General features: G+C 73.2%; 15 protein-coding genes. 6 read left to right on the plus strand and 9 right to left on the minus strand.

Features of this window, described 5'->3' with window-relative positions:
• The first annotated feature begins 124 nt into the window (after positions 1 to 124).
• Positions 125 to 472, plus strand: coding sequence for a hypothetical protein (locus AB0M83_RS46570; protein ID WP_364528608.1), 348 nt, complete (start codon positions 125 to 127; stop codon positions 470 to 472).
• Positions 473 to 731: 259 nt separating this feature from the next.
• On the opposite strand, the gene AB0M83_RS46575 is transcribed toward AB0M83_RS46570, so the two are convergent.
• Positions 732 to 1,325, minus strand: coding sequence for an alpha/beta hydrolase (locus AB0M83_RS46575; RefSeq protein ID WP_364528571.1), 594 nt, complete (start codon positions 1,323 to 1,325; stop codon positions 732 to 734).
• Between the two features lie 29 nt (positions 1,326 to 1,354).
• Here AB0M83_RS46575 and AB0M83_RS46580 point away from each other — a divergent pair, with 29 nt between their 5' ends.
• From AB0M83_RS46580 to AB0M83_RS46595, 4 genes are all read left to right on the plus strand, one after another.
• The gene (locus AB0M83_RS46580; RefSeq protein ID WP_364528574.1) at positions 1,355 to 1,876 is read left to right on the plus strand and encodes a DUF6098 family protein; all 522 of its coding nucleotides are present in this window, start codon (positions 1,355 to 1,357) and stop codon (positions 1,874 to 1,876) included.
• Positions 1,877 to 2,017: 141 nt separating this feature from the next.
• Positions 2,018 to 4,354 carry a molybdopterin-dependent oxidoreductase gene (locus AB0M83_RS46585; RefSeq protein WP_364528577.1) on the plus strand — a complete coding sequence of 779 codons (2,337 nt, stop codon included), beginning with the start codon at positions 2,018 to 2,020 and terminating at the stop codon, positions 4,352 to 4,354.
• Positions 4,351 to 4,833, plus strand: a complete 483-nt coding sequence (locus AB0M83_RS46590; RefSeq protein WP_364528579.1) for a hypothetical protein — start codon at positions 4,351 to 4,353, stop codon at positions 4,831 to 4,833. The genes AB0M83_RS46585 and AB0M83_RS46590 overlap by 4 nt, the downstream gene beginning before the upstream one ends.
• Positions 4,834 to 4,955: 122 nt before the next feature.
• A complete protein-coding gene (locus AB0M83_RS46595) occupies positions 4,956 to 5,201 on the plus strand; it encodes a hypothetical protein (protein WP_364528581.1) in 246 nt (81 codons plus the stop codon).
• Between the two features lie 21 nt (positions 5,202 to 5,222).
• Here AB0M83_RS46595 and AB0M83_RS46600 read toward each other — a convergent pair whose 3' ends face one another.
• The 7 genes from AB0M83_RS46600 to AB0M83_RS46630 are packed head-to-tail and all read right to left on the minus strand — an operon-like array spanning position 5,223 to position 11,632.
• Entirely contained in the window at positions 5,223 to 6,725 is a 1,503-nt protein-coding gene (locus AB0M83_RS46600; protein ID WP_364528584.1) for an FAD-dependent oxidoreductase, read from the minus strand.
• Positions 6,722 to 7,432 (minus strand): class I SAM-dependent methyltransferase, encoded by a 711-nt coding sequence (locus tag AB0M83_RS46605; RefSeq protein WP_364528587.1) that lies wholly within the window; start codon positions 7,430 to 7,432, stop codon positions 6,722 to 6,724. The genes AB0M83_RS46600 and AB0M83_RS46605 overlap by 4 nt, the downstream gene beginning before the upstream one ends.
• Positions 7,429 to 7,749, minus strand: a complete 321-nt coding sequence (locus tag AB0M83_RS46610; RefSeq protein WP_364528611.1) for a lycopene cyclase domain-containing protein — start codon at positions 7,747 to 7,749, stop codon at positions 7,429 to 7,431. The genes AB0M83_RS46605 and AB0M83_RS46610 overlap by 4 nt, the downstream gene beginning before the upstream one ends.
• Positions 7,746 to 8,084 (minus strand): lycopene cyclase domain-containing protein, encoded by a 339-nt coding sequence (locus AB0M83_RS46615; RefSeq protein ID WP_364528590.1) that lies wholly within the window; start codon positions 8,082 to 8,084, stop codon positions 7,746 to 7,748. The genes AB0M83_RS46610 and AB0M83_RS46615 overlap by 4 nt, the downstream gene beginning before the upstream one ends.
• Position 8,085: 1 nt before the next feature.
• Positions 8,086 to 9,033: a phytoene/squalene synthase family protein gene (locus AB0M83_RS46620; RefSeq protein ID WP_364528593.1), complete on the minus strand. Its 948-nt coding sequence runs from the start codon at positions 9,031 to 9,033 to the stop codon at positions 8,086 to 8,088.
• A complete protein-coding gene (gene crtI, locus AB0M83_RS46625) occupies positions 9,030 to 10,544 on the minus strand; it encodes a phytoene desaturase family protein (protein WP_364528596.1) in 1,515 nt (504 codons plus the stop codon). Before crtI ends, AB0M83_RS46620 begins: the two co-directional genes overlap by 4 nt.
• On the minus strand, positions 10,541 to 11,632 hold the full coding sequence (locus tag AB0M83_RS46630) for a polyprenyl synthetase family protein (RefSeq protein ID WP_364528599.1): 1,092 nt from the start codon (positions 11,630 to 11,632) through the stop codon (positions 10,541 to 10,543). The genes crtI and AB0M83_RS46630 overlap by 4 nt, the downstream gene beginning before the upstream one ends.
• Positions 11,633 to 11,810: 178 nt before the next feature.
• Between AB0M83_RS46630 and AB0M83_RS46635 the strand changes: the two genes are divergently transcribed.
• On the plus strand, positions 11,811 to 12,827 hold the full coding sequence (locus AB0M83_RS46635) for a DUF5914 domain-containing protein (RefSeq protein ID WP_364528602.1): 1,017 nt from the start codon (positions 11,811 to 11,813) through the stop codon (positions 12,825 to 12,827).
• A 219-nt stretch (positions 12,828 to 13,046) separates the two neighbouring features.
• Here AB0M83_RS46635 and AB0M83_RS46640 read toward each other — a convergent pair.
• Positions 13,047 to 13,430 (minus strand): manganese catalase family protein (locus AB0M83_RS46640; protein ID WP_364528605.1); only part of this gene is annotated, 384 nt, incomplete at its 5' end.

Genomic DNA, 13,430 nt, shown 5'->3' on the forward strand with positions numbered 1-13,430 from the left:
CATCACGCTCTGCCCTCGACGCATCGGTGCCATCACCCAGGCCAGCCTCGTACTCACCCACCATGAACACCACGGACGCTACTGAGAAAACCTCAGTGAGGTCGAGAAGTCTCTGTTGGCGGGCATGGTCGAGGCGTGGGACCGGACCGACATCGATGCGGTGGCCGCTCTGCTCGGGGCGGACGCGCGTTTGGTGATGCCCCCGACGACGTCGTGGTACGACGGGCGGGAGGCGGTCACGACGTTCCTCGCCTCGCACGCGTTCACTCCGGGCGTGGCGGGGCGCATGCGGACGGTGGCGACTGCTGCGAACCGGCAACCGGCGCTGGGTGTTTACATCCGGGACGAGCGGGGCCGTTTCCGGCCGTTCGCGTTGCTGGTGTTGACCGTCGGGGACGGCGCGGTCAGCGAGCTGACCCTGTTCCACCTGCCTCGGCTCTTCCCGCTGTGCGGCTTGCCGGCCGAGCTGTAGACCATCCGCGCGACCGCTCGGCGCCGGCCCGGGAAAGTCGGCGGCGATCCGGCTCTCGAGGTCAGCGGTCCGGCTTGCCGGGCGGCCGCCGGAGGATGCGCTCGATGTGGTTCCTCGCTTCGCGGCCCTCCGGGATGTTCTGCATGACCCAGTTGTGGAACATGCCGGGGTATTCGCCGTAGTCGACGTCGATGCCCGCGTCCCGGGCGAGGGCGGTGAAGCGGCGCGCGTCGGGCAGGAGGAGGTCGCGGGTGCCGATTCACAGGCTGAACGGCCCCAGGCCGGTCAGGTCGGCGTGCAGCGGGCTGATGCGGGGGTCGTGCGGCTCGGTGCCCTCGGCGTACATCCGGCCGGCTTCGCGCAGCCGCTGAGCGATCGCCAGTGCGAGCGCGCCGCCCGCCGAGTCGCCGGAGACCACCAGGTCTTCGGCCGGCCGGTCGTCGGCGATCCGTTCGTAGGCCGCGTACACCATCGGCCGTGTCTCGGTGTGGTCGTGCCGGGGGACCAGCGGGTAGATCGGCAGGGTGACGGCGCGCCCGAGCCGGTCGACGAGGTCGGCGGCGAAGCTCCAGTGGTGGGTCTCGATCTCCTCGACGTACCCGCCGCCGTGCAGGTGCAGCACGTGCGTGCCCGCGGTCGCGCCCCGGCGGGGCCGGAGTGTCCAGCACGGGAACCCGCGGACGTCCTGCCGCTCGATCGTGCAGGTCCGGCGCAGCCGCCGCGGCGGGCGGGCCATCGACGGACGCTGGTGGCGGTGGAGCCGGTGGCGCAGGGCCCGGGCATCGTCGTAGAAGCGCTTCTGGCCCGTGGCGCGCAGGTATGCCGTGTACAGCTGTGCCTTCGTGCTCACCATGCCCGGCGGTTACCCCGTCGGCGCGGCCGGTGAACGCGCCGGTTAAGCCCGGCCGGACCGGGTACGTGCGGTCCGGGGTGATGATGGACGTGATCGACGGCGCGAACCTGCCCACGCTGAAGGACCTGGACGACATGGCCGGCCTGTTCGAGGCCGAGGGTGGCGAAGACCTCTACGTCCGGTGGTCGCGGGGGCCGGACACCGACCTGGGCAACGGCCTCGCCCAGGCCAGCCGGGACGGGCTGACGGGTATCCGGCTGCCCGGTTTGTCGGCCAATTCCCTGAAAGTGGAGCCGTGGTGGAACGGACGGTCGGTCCGGTTGTGGCTCGCCCGCCGGCTCTACGACTACCAGCACCTGCGGGACCTGCGTGGTCCGGACGTCCGCCCGTGGGTCCTCCGGGGCCGGCTGGTGGCGCGCGGGCCGGACAACGAGCCGCTCGTGCACTGCGAGCGTCCGCTGGCGTGGGTCGCCGACGAGGTGCTGCAGGAAGCTCGCGAACTCGTCGACGAGCAGGGCTCGCGCGAATGGGGACCGATGGACCGGCGCTGACGGCGCGGGTTTTGCCGCACGGTAGCGGGGGTAACCGCACGCGTCCGATGGCGATCGGGAGGTGCGGCCTTGGCACAACGTGACGGAATCACCCAGCCTTGGGGCACGCGTACCCCTTACGGTCCCGGCGAGGCGTGGCCGGTGCGAGTGGACAGTCACCTCGCCGGCGGGCTGACCGCGCAAGACGTCGACCGGTGGGTCCGCAGCGCCGCCGTGCTGCACTCCAATGGGGACGGTCTGGACATCGCGGTCAAAGACGGCGAAATCATGGGAGTGCGCGGCCGCGCGGACGACCGCGTGAACCGCGGGCGGCTGGATCCGAAGGACCTGTTCGGCTGGCAGGCCGGCTCCTCGCCGGATCGGCTGACCACACCGATGATCCGGCGCGACGGCGAACTCGTCGAGGCGAGCTGGGACGAAGCCATGGCGCTCGTCGTCGGGCGCAGCAAGGAACTGCTGGACGAGCAGGGCCCGAGCGCGCTCGGTTTCTACACCAGCGGTCAGCTCTTCGCCGAGGAGTACTACACCCTCGCCACGATCGCGCGCGCCGGGATCGGCACCCACCACCTCGACGGCAACACCCGGCTCTGCACGGCGACCGCCGCGGCCGCGCTCAAGGAGTCCTTCGGCTGCGACGGCCAGCCCGCGTCCTGTTCGGACGTCGACCACGCCGACGTCATCGCGCTCTTCGGGCACAACGTCGCCGAGACCCAGGCCGTGCTGTGGACGCGCATCCTCGACCGGCTGGCCGGCCCGAACCCGCCGGCGGTGCTCTGCGTCGACCCGCGCGAGACGCCGGTCGCCCGCGCCGCGACGCTGCACCTCGCGCCGCTGCCCGGAACCAACCTCGCGCTGATGAACGGCCTGCTGCACGAAATCATCGCGCGCGACCGGGTCGACCACGACTACGTCGAGCGCTGCACGGTCGGCTACTCCGACCTGGAGAAGATGGTCGCGGACTACCCGCCGGAGCGGGTCGCGGCGATCTGCGGGCTCACCGAGGCCGAAATCCGGGCCGCGGCCGAACTCCTGGGGTCCGCGAAACGGCTGCTGTGCACCGTGCTGCAGGGCTTCTACCAGTCGCACCAGGCCGCGGCCGCTTCCGTGCAGGTCAACAACCTCGCCCTGATCCGGGGCATGCTCGGCAAGCCGGGCGCGGGCGTGCTGCAGATGAACGGCCAGCCCACCGCCGAGAACACCCGCGAATGCGGCGCGGACGGCGACCTGACCGGCTTCCGCAACTGGGCCAACGACGCCCACGTCGCCGAACTGGCCGAGCTGTGGAACGTCGAGCAGAGCACGATCCCGCACTACGGCCCGCCCACCCACCTGATGCAAATGCTGCGGTACGCCGAAAACGGCACGCTGCGGTTCTTGTGGGTGTCGGCGACCAACCCGGCCGTGTCGCTGCCGGAGCTGCGCCGGGTCCGTTCGATCCTGACCCAGGAGCGGCTGTTCCTCGTCGTGCAGGACGCTTTCCGCACCGAAACCGCGGAACTCGCCGACGTCGTGCTGCCGGCGGCGATCTGGGGCGAGAAGACCGGCACGTTCACCAACGCCGACCGCACCGTGCACCTGTCGGAGAAGGCCGTCGAACCGCCCGGGCAAGCCCGGCCGGACCTCGACATCCTGCTCGACTACGCCCGCCGCATGGACTTCCGCGACCAGGACGGCGCACCGCTGCCGCAGTGGCACGACGCCGAATCCGCGTTCGAGGCCTGGAAACGCGCGTCGGCCGGGCGGCCGTGCGACTACTCCGGGCTCAGCTACGCGAAGCTGCGGACGACCAGCGGCGTGCAGTGGCCCTGCACCGAAGAGCACCCCGACGGCACCGAACGGCTCTACACCGACGGGAAGTTCTTCGCCCAGCCCGACTACTGCGAGAGCTACGGACGCGACCTGGTCACCGGCGCGCCGATGGAGCCCGACGAGTACCGGGCGATGAACCCGGACGGCAAGGCCATGATCAAGGCGGCCGAGTACCTGGAACCGCACGAGGCCCCGAGCGACGAGCACCCGTTCGCGCTGATCACCGGGCGGACGATCCACCACTTCCACACCCGGACCAAGACCGCCCGCGCGCCGCAGCTGCAGGCGGCGGCGCCGGAGTCGTGGGTCGAGGTGTCCGATGGGGACGCGAAGCGGCTCGACCTGCACGAGGGTGACTGGGCGGAGATCACGACGCCACGTGGGCAAGTGCGCGCCCGCGTCCGGGTCGGCGGCATCCGCGAGGGCGTCCTGTTCCTCCCGTTCCACTACGGCTACTTCGACACCGGAGACCCCGCCGGCCGCGACGGTGACCGCGCCGCGAACGAGCTCACGCCGACCGACTGGGACCCGGTCTCCAAGCAACCGCTGTTCAAGACGGCCGCGGCCGCGATCCGCCGTGCGGAACCCGGCCACGCCACCGCCGTGGCGGCGAACACGAGCGACAACCGTGTCAGGGAAGACTTTCCGGCGGAGGAAGAACTGCGATGAAACTCGGACTGGCGATCCGTGAGCTGCACCGGTCGGAAACCTCGCTGGCCCGGGACCTGGTCAAGGTCGCCGACCGGCACGTCGTCGAGCACGAGGTGCACCACGTCGCCCACGACCTCGCCGGCTGGTCCCGGGCGCACGTTCGCGACCTCGCCGGCGCGGCCCGTGCGTACGACGTCGACCTGTCCGGCGACGTGCCGACATCGGCCAGGCCGGTGACGGCGCTGCGCACGAAGCTGGCCGAGCTGAGCGGCCGGCGGCCCGAACCCGGTCTGCTGCTGATCGCCGACCTGCGCCGGCTGCACCGCAAGGCCGCCGGCGTTTCCCTCGACTGGGAACTGCTGGCTCAGGGCGCCCAGGCCGTCAAGGATCCCGACCTGCTCGAGCTGGCCGGTCGTTGCCACCCGCAGACGCTCAGGCAGCTGAAGTGGACCAACGCGATGCTGAAGATCCTCTCCCCTCAGGTGCTGGCCAGCTGACGACCCCCCGATCGGCAGCGCGGGCCGAAACGTCTGTTTTGTCCTGTATGGTGACGACATCGCCGCGCTCTGCTACCCGCTGCTCACGCGGGGTCGCTCGAGCCGATCAGGAAGGGCACTTGATGAGCCTGTTCGACATGATCAAGGACAAGGCCACCGAACTGTTGGGCGGCGCGAGTGAGAAGGTCAGCGACCTGACCGGCGTCGACCTGCCGCTCGGTGACGCCGCCGGCCAGGTCGAGCAGACCGCCGCCGACGTGACCGGGGCCGGGCAGGACATCGCCGACACGGCGAGCGCGCAGGGGATGGACGCCCTCGGCAACCTCGGTCCGGTGGGCGAGGCGATCGATCCGAACGCCCGGAGCTGAGCCCGCCACCGAGCCGTTCCGTCAGCGGATCCTTCGCTCCAGCAGGGATATCCGCCCGTGGTTCGGGACCGAACGCAGCGGATGCCCCGCCAGCCCCCAGCCTCGCAGCAGCGCGTTCGCGGCACTCCAGCCGGTGGTGGCCGCGCGCTCCATGAGCGCCACGGGCAGGTCGACCCGGATCGCGTCACCGGCCAGGACCAGACCGGGTTCCGGCGTCTCGACGGCGGGTCGGCGGGCGAACCCGCCGACCGGGAACAGCGGGCAGTCCTGCCGGACCAGCGTGCTCTCGCCGAGCATCCGCGCCCGCGCGGTCTCCGGGTAGAGCCGGTGCAGGCGCTCGTCCATCTCCCGCGTGACGCGGCCGGTGTCGTCGCCCGCGGCGTAGGCGTGCAACTCGACCACCGAGCCGTGGGTGCGCCGGGCCCACCGGCGCGCCTCACCTTCGTACCGCTCGAGCACGCTGATGTTGTCCAGCGGCGGAAGACCGCCGGTGCCGAGGAAGGCCGGGCGGCCGGGGTCGACCGGGCGGTCCAGCCACAGCCGCCGCACGACGAACGGCGGCGCGGTGCGCAACGCGGCGACATCGGCTCGCCACTGGGGCGTGCCCAGTCCGGGGGAGCCGTCGACGACCCGCTGGAGACCCGGCACGTCCCCGGCGAGCACGACTCCGTCGAACGGCTCGCCGTCGACCCGGAAGCCGGCTGGCAGCCGCTCGACGGTGGTCACCGCGGTGCCGGTGCGGAGGTCGGCGCGCAAGCCCGCGAGGTGGTCGGCCAGGGGATCCCAAAGGGCTTGGGGGAACGGCTCGGCCGGGACGTCGAAGAGCAGCCCTTCGGACGACCCGAGGAAGTAGAGGTGGAACATCGTCGCGAGTTCGGCGGCCGACAGCTCGCCGGGATCGGCGAAGAAGCTGCGGGAGAACACTTCGAACGCCAGGTGCCGGGCCGCCGCGGGGAAGTTGATCGCGGTGAGGAACGTCGCCGCGTCGAGGTGGTCGAGCTGCTCGTAGACGCGGGGGACGCTGACGGTGGCCAGCGGAAGCGCGCGCGGGCCGTTGAGGCGCAGCAGGTCCCGCGCGGAGAACGTGGGACTGCGCAAGGCGAACGCGACCGCGTTGAACGGCGGTGTCCGCGGCAGGCCGGCGAAGGTGTCGGTGCGCCCGTCCGGGTCGATCAGGGGGTAGTCCGGCACCGCGGTGAGCCGGTCGAGGCCGGGGTCGGTGCGGGCGAGCAAGGCGCGCAGGTTGTAGTACTGGCGGAAGAACGCGTGGAACCCGCGGCTCATGGTCACCGCGGTCCCGTCCGGCAGGCGCTCGGCCCAGCCGCCGGCCCGGCCGCCGAGGTGCGCCTCCCGCTCGAAGACGGTGACCTCGACGCCGCGTTCGGCGAGCCCGGTCGCCGCCGTGAGCCCGGCGATGCCGCCGCCGACGACGGCGGCCCGCGGCCGCCGGCCGAGGAGCCCGGCGTCGGGGAGGCCGCCGGTCGCCGGGTACGTCACGGCGCGGCGGTCACGGCCCGGGATCACGCGCGGGTGCCCAGAACCGTGTGGACGATCCCGCGCTGCCAGCCGGTCATCGTGCCGGTGCGGACGTCGGTGAACCCGGCGGCGGTGAGGCGGGCGCAGAGGTCCGCGACGCCGTCGAAGGCGAGCACGCTGCGCCGCAGGTGCCGGTACAGCGTCGCGTCGCCGGTGGCGAGCCGGCCCGCGGGGATCACGATCGCGCCGCACACCGCGTTCCACACCCACCGGGCGCGGCGGGAGTCCCGCACCGAGTACTCGTGCACCGCGATGCGGCCGCCCGGGCGCAGCAGGTCGTGCAGGGTCTTCAGCTGCGCGTCGGGATCGGCGAGGTTGCGCAGGAGGTACGCGGCGAAGATCGCGTCGAACGGGCCGTGGACCCCGGCCAGCTCTTCCACCGGCGTGTGGACGAACTCCACGTGCTCCGGCCACGGCTTCGCGCGGGCCCGGGCGAGCATGGCGGCGGACGCGTCGATGGCGGTGACGCGCGCGTCCGGCGCGACGGCCAGCAGCGCGGCGGTCGACGCGCCGGTGCCGCAGCCCGCGTCGAGGACGCGCGCGCCGGCGGCCGGCCCGAGCCGCCGCGCGGAGATGCGCAGGTGGTGGTGGTAACCGGGGTTCACGCCGACGAGCCGGTCGTACGCGGCGGCACCGCCGTCGAACGCGCCCGGGACCTCGGCGCGGGGCAAGCCGTTGTCCGGCAACGGGTTCATGCACTGTCCTTTCGCGACTTCCCGCGTTCCCACAGGAGCAGGACCGCGGTGACCAGGGCGTAGCCGAAGAGGAAGTCCTCGACGGGGATGTCCCAGGGGAACCGCCAGCCGGTGATGTGGCCGGGCGCGTACCGCACGATCGGCGCGGACAGCTTGGTCAGCCAGCCGTCGACCGGGATCTGGAACGCCGTCACGATGGCCATCGTGACCCAGTACGCGGGGCGGCGCAGCAGCCCGGTGCGGAGCACGGCCAGCTCGGCCGCCACCACCACGAGTACGGCGCCGACCGCGGGAACCGTGTAGCCCCAGGGCATCAGCGCGACACCCGCTGCCGGATCCGGCGCAGGAGCGGGCTGAGCGCCTGGACCGCCTCGTAGGTCAGCACCCCGCAGACCGGGACGACGACGAAGAACAGCACCTCTTCCAGCGGGATCCCGAGCGGGGCCCGCACCCCGGTGACGAACGCCGGGTCGAAGTCCCAGACCCCGGCGGCGATCGCGATCGCGTCCCAGATCAGGAACACCGCCGCGACCGGCAGCACCGCCCGCGCCAGCCGCCGCGGCCGGCGGTAGACCCGGGCGCCGATCAGCTCCAGCGGCAGCGTCGCGACGACGCAGGCGCCGAGGACGAGCAGGTACTCCACCTTCCCCACGTCAGGCCGCCGGCGCCGGGTGGCGGTGCCGCGCCCAGCTCGCGCGCACGAGGGCGTCGCCGGCGGCGAACAGCCGGCGGTGCCGCGGCACGCGGGCGCGCCCGGCGAAGACGTTGTGCCCGGCGGCCTCGATGCGGTCGAGGATGCCGCCGTAGAGCGTGAACGCGGTCGCCACGCACGGCCGGGACACCGGGTGCAGCATGCCGATGCCCGGCCGGGCCTGCTCGTAGATCCGGCGCGTCCGGGCGATCTGGTCGGCCAGCGCCCGCCGCACCGGCGGATCGACCTGCCGGGTGGCGGCACACCAGGCGAGCCGGTCGCGGTCGACGCCGGCCGCGGCGAGCTCGTCCGCGGGCAGGTACACCCGGCCACGCTCGAGGTCTTCGGCGACGTCGCGCAGGAAGTTGGTCAGCTGGAACGCCTTTCCGAGCGCCGCGGCGTGCGGCGCCGCTTCCGACCGCGTGCCGACGGTCCCGAGCACAGGCAGCACTTGCAGCCCGATGACCTCCGCCGAGCCGTGCACGTACTCGTCGAGCGCGGCCCGCGTCGGGTAGTCCGTGACGGTGAGGTCCATCCGCATCGAGGCGAAGAACGCGCGGAAGTGCCGCTCCTGGATGCCGTATCGCGTCACGGTGTCGATCACGGCCGCGTGCACGGGGTCGGCACTGCGCCCGGCTTCGAGCTCGGCGAAGAACCGCCGCTCGGCGTCGCGCAGGGTCGCCTCGACGCGGCCGGGCGTCGCGCCGGGCCCGGGTTCGTCGACGACGTCGTCGAGGCGGCGGGCGAAGCCGTAGAGCGCGTGGACGGCCGGCCGCTGGGCGGGGGACAGCATCCGGGTGGCGAGGAAGTAGGTCCGGCCGTGCCGGGCGTTGACCTCGCGGCAGCGCCGGTAGGCGTGGCGGAGGCCGGGTTCGGTGATGCCGGCGGCGTCGAGCTCGCGGCGGGTCATCGGGTGGCCTCCGCGGCGAGGTCGAGGACGGTGGCCGGGGCCCGGCGGGTGCCGGTGATCCGGTCGGCGGCGAGCCGGCCGGACAGCAGCACGGTCGGCACGCCGACGCCCGGGACGGTCCCGCCGCCGGCGAGGACGGCGTTCTCCGTGCCCGGCGGCAGGTTCCGCGGCCGGAACGGGCCGGTCTGGGCGAACGAGTGCGCGTAGCTGAACGGTGTCCCCGCGACCATGCCGCGGCGTTGCCAGTCGGCCGGACCGAGGACGTACGACAGTTCGGGGGTGAACCCGGGCAGCAGCCGGGCGCGGACGTGGTCGAGGATCTCGGCGGCGTACGGGCCGGTGTCGCTGTCCCAGTCCCGGGGCGCACGCTGGAGGTTCGGCACCGGCGCCAGGATCGAGAACAGCTGCCGGCCGGCGGGCGCCAGCGCCGGGTCGGTCGCGGTCGGGCGGGTGATCAGCAGGGACGGGTCGCTCATCCGCCGTCCGTCGGTGATGAGCTCGCGGAACGTCGACGCCCAGCCGTGCCCGAAGGAGATCGTGTGGTGCCCGACCGGCCAGTCCCCGGCGCCACCCGCGTGCAGCACCAGCGCGGACGGCGCCGCGCGCAACGGCAGTGGCCGGCGTGGGGCCCGGCCCAGCAGTTCGTAGCTCCGGTGCGGTTCGGTGGTGAGCACGACCGCGTCGCAGCCGATCCGGCCGCCGTCGGCGGTGCGGACCGCGGTGACCCGCGTCCCGCGGCGCTCCAAGGCCGTGACGGCCGTGTCGTACCGGAATTCCACCCCTGCCTCCGACGCGGCCTTCGCCATCGCTCGCGGCACGGCGGCCATGCCGCCTTCGGGGAAGTAGACGCCGCCCACGGTGTCCATGTACGAGATCACCGCGTACAGCGCGAGGGCCCGCATCGGCGACTCGCCCGCGTAGAGCGCCTGGAAGGTGAAGACCCGCTTGAGCCGCTCGTCGCGCAGGAAGGAGCCGATCCGGGAATCCAGCCGCCGGAAGCCGCCCAGGGCCACCAGCCGCGCCAGGTCGGGGGAGAGCAGCCCGAGCGGGGAGTCGAAGTTGCCGGCGACGAACCGGTCGAACTCCGTGCGGTACAACCGGGTCAGCCAGTTCCGCAGCTCGACGTACCCGGCCGCTTCCGCCGGGCCGGCGAACTCGCGGACGGCGTCGGTCATGCGGTCCGCGTCGGAGTGCACGGGCAGCACCGACCCGTCGGCGAACCGCGCCGTGTAGGCGGGGTCGAGCCGGGTGAGCCGCAGCTGCCCCGCGAGGTCGGCGCCCACGGCGGCGAAGGTGTCCGCGAGGATCGACGGCATCGTCAGGACCGTCGGCCCGGTGTCCAGGTGGTAGCCGTCGCGGGAGACGCGCCCGGCGCGCCCGCCGGGGCCGGGGTCGCGTTCCACCACGACGACCGACCGTCCCCGCCCGGCCAGGTGCAGGGCGGCGGACAGTCCGGCCAGCCCGGCGCCGACGACCACGACCCGGTCGGTGCGGCCGGGGACCCGCCTCATCGGACCCGCTCGGTGCACCGGGCCGCGAGGGCGGTGAGCGCGGTGGCCGGCCGCTCCGGCAGGCCGGCCAGGTCGATCGTCTCGAGAGCGCGCCGGACGCGGTCGTCGATGAGCTTCTCCAGCTGGTCCCGGGCACCGGTGGCGGTGATCAGCGTCCGCCACCGCGCGACGGCGGCGTCGTCGACGACGTCGAGGGCGAGCAGCGCGTCCAGGTCCGCGCGTTGCCGGTCGCCGGCCAGTTCCGCGGCGAGCACGACGACGCTCGACGCTTTGCGCTCGCGCAGGTCGTCTCCGGCGGGCTTGCCGGTGACCTCGGGATCGCCGAAGACGCCCAGCAGGTCGTCGCGGAACTGGAAGGCCTCGCCGAGCAGCTCGCCGTAGGTGCCGAGCACGCCGATGACGTCGTCGTCGCAGCCGGCCAACGCGGCGCCGAACTCGAGCGGGCGGCGGACGGTGTAGTTGCCGGACTTGCGGCGGACCACGTCGAGCACATCGGCCCAGGACGGCAGCGTGCGGGCGTCGTTGAGCAGGTCACCGAGCTGGCCGACGGCGAGCTCGGACCGCAGGGTGTCGTGCACCGGCCAGCCGCGCGCGAGCACGTCCGCGCCGAGCCCGCTGTCGCGCAGCATCTGCTCGGCCCAGACGAGGAACAGGTCACCGGCCAGGATCGCGGCCGACTCGCCGAACCGCGCGGCCGAGCCCCCGAGCCCGGCTTCTCCGTGCCACCGCGAGAACCGCACGTGCACCGCGGGGCGCCCCCGGCGGTGCGCCGAACCGTCCATCACGTCGTCCTGGACCAGCGCGAAGCAGTGCAGCAGCTCCAGACTCGCCGCGGCGCGCACCGCGGCGCCGTCCTCCGGCGCTCCGCAGCGCCAGCCCGCGTAGGCGAACAGCGGCCGGAGGAACTTGCCGCCGGTCACGAACTCCGGGAGCACGGCGATCGCCGGGGTCTCGGCCGGACGGCCGGTGAAGTGCTCGTGGACCCGATCGGTGACGAAGCGGTGGACGTCGGCCTCGCAGCGCCGGCGCACGGCGTCCAGCCAGGCCGCGGGCGCCGCGGCACCACCGGCGTCGGGGATCACGCTCATCCAGGCTCCATTCACTCGCGAGGCTCAAACGATGCATGATCGAGTGCCGACGCGGTCACCGTCCACACAGTCATGCAGGCATTCCCCTGGTGTCGAGCGGATAAACCCGATAATCGGGTGAACCGCGAAGACCGGGTGACGCGTTGCGGTACCGATGCGTATCGGTCACGATGACCCGGTGAACGTCTCCCAGCGCATCAGCCGGCGGTGGCCGGGCCGCTGGCCCGTCCAGCCGTTCCGCGAGCCGCCGTGGGCGAGGCAGGAACCGACCTACCGCGACTGCTCGCCCGCGCTGATCGAAGCGGCGGGCAAGCGGGCGGCCGCGCGCCCCTCGGGCAACTGGTTCGTCCTGGGCGCCAGCCGTTCGGTGCGCGCCGACCGGCCCTTCGGCGCCACGATCGGCGGCCGCGAGCTCGTCGCCTGGCGCGGCCCGGACGGCGGCGTCCGGATCGGGCCGGGTGCCTGCCCGCACCTGGGTGCGCCGCTCGCCGACGCCCGGGTGGACCGCGGGGGACTGGTCTGCCGGTGGCACGGCCTCCGGCTCGACGGCGACCGGTGCGGCACCTGGGCGCCCGTCCCGGCGCACGACGACGGCGTGCTCGTGTGGGCGCGGCTGGACTCCGTCGGGCGCGAGCAGCCGGCCGACCGGCCGGTGGTGCCCGACCGCCCGGCCGGCGCCGCCCGCATCGACGCCGTCGCCACGGTCACCGGGATCTGCGAGCCCGAGGACGTGGTGGCCAACCGCCTGGACCCGTGGCACGGCGCGTGGTTCCACCCGTACTCGTTCACCCGCCTGCGCGTCCTGGAGGCGCCGCGCGGCACCGACGTCCCGGACGAGGAAGACCGGTTCCTGGTCGAGGTCACCTTCCGCCTCGCCGGGCACTGGGGCGTCCCGGTCCTGGCGGAGTTCACCTGCCCGGAGCCGCGCACGGTCGTGATGCGCATCCTGGAAGGCGAAGGCGTGGGCAGCGTGGTCGAAACCCACGCGACGCCCCTCGGCCCCGGCCCGGACGGCCGTCCGCGAACGGCGGTCATCGAGGCGACGATCGCCGCGTCGGAGCGCCCGGGTTTCACGGTGGCCGCGAAACTGGCTCCGGTGGTCCGGCCGCTGATGCGTCACACGGCGAAGCGGCTGTGGCGTGACGATCTCGCGTACGCCGAACGCCGTTACGCCTTGCGGGCGGGTCGTCCCTGAGCCGGTGATCAGCCCGGGCTTTCTGCCGCTCGGATGAGAGCGCCTGCCGCGCAGTGAATGACTCATTCCTGGCATCCGGCGCAAGGAATGAGTCATTCACTGCGTTCAGCCGCCCCGGTCCGAGCTGTCAGGACAGACACCGAGTCCGGTATCGCAAGACCGCCGCCGCCTCCGGGGCGGTCGAGGGTGGGCCGGCGGAGGCCGCCGGCCCACCGCCCGTCAGGTGAGCTTGTTCTTGACCGCCTTGGCCTTTCCCTTCACGACGCCGACCGCGTCCTGGGTCGGCGAGTACGTGCCGTAGAGAGCGGGATCGGGCTTCGGTGCGGTGCCGGGGCCGCCCAGCGGTTCCGGGTCCATCAAGTATTCGATACCTGCGCCAGTGGTCCAGGCGGTGCCCTTGGCGCCGTCGGGGCCGTCGGAGAGGTGCCAGATGGTGTGGTTGTGGGTCTGGTCTTCTTCGTCGAGCAGGGCGTTGGGGGCGATGTCGTCTTCGAGCCCGTCGGCCTTCAGTTCTTCGATCGCGGCGAGCCATTGCTTCTGGTGGACGGTGTCGCGGGCGAGGTTGAACTTGAGCATGGCTTTGACGCCGGGGTCGTCGGTCAT

The sequence above is a fragment of the Amycolatopsis sp. NPDC051106 genome, from assembly GCF_040682775.1.
GTDB lineage: Bacteria > Actinomycetota > Actinomycetes > Mycobacteriales > Pseudonocardiaceae > Amycolatopsis.

Bases quoted from the DNA above. Each gene is read 5' to 3' on its own strand.
- crtI (WP_364528596.1), bottom strand. From the start codon at position 10,544: ATGAGGCGGGTCCCCGGCCGCACCGACCGGGTCGTGGTCGTCGGCGCC.
- AB0M83_RS46570 (WP_364528608.1), top strand. From the start codon at position 125: ATGGTCGAGGCGTGGGACCGGACCGACATCGATGCGGTGGCCGCTCTG.
- AB0M83_RS46595 (WP_364528581.1), top strand. From the start codon at position 4,956: ATGAGCCTGTTCGACATGATCAAGGACAAGGCCACCGAACTGTTGGGC.
- AB0M83_RS46630 (WP_364528599.1), bottom strand. From the start codon at position 11,632: ATGAGCGTGATCCCCGACGCCGGTGGTGCCGCGGCGCCCGCGGCCTGG.
- AB0M83_RS46590 (WP_364528579.1), top strand. From the start codon at position 4,351: ATGAAACTCGGACTGGCGATCCGTGAGCTGCACCGGTCGGAAACCTCG.
- AB0M83_RS46575 (WP_364528571.1), bottom strand. From the start codon at position 1,325: ATGGTGAGCACGAAGGCACAGCTGTACACGGCATACCTGCGCGCCACG.
- AB0M83_RS46620 (WP_364528593.1), bottom strand. From the start codon at position 9,033: ATGACCCGCCGCGAGCTCGACGCCGCCGGCATCACCGAACCCGGCCTC.
- AB0M83_RS46605 (WP_364528587.1), bottom strand. From the start codon at position 7,432: ATGAACCCGTTGCCGGACAACGGCTTGCCCCGCGCCGAGGTCCCGGGC.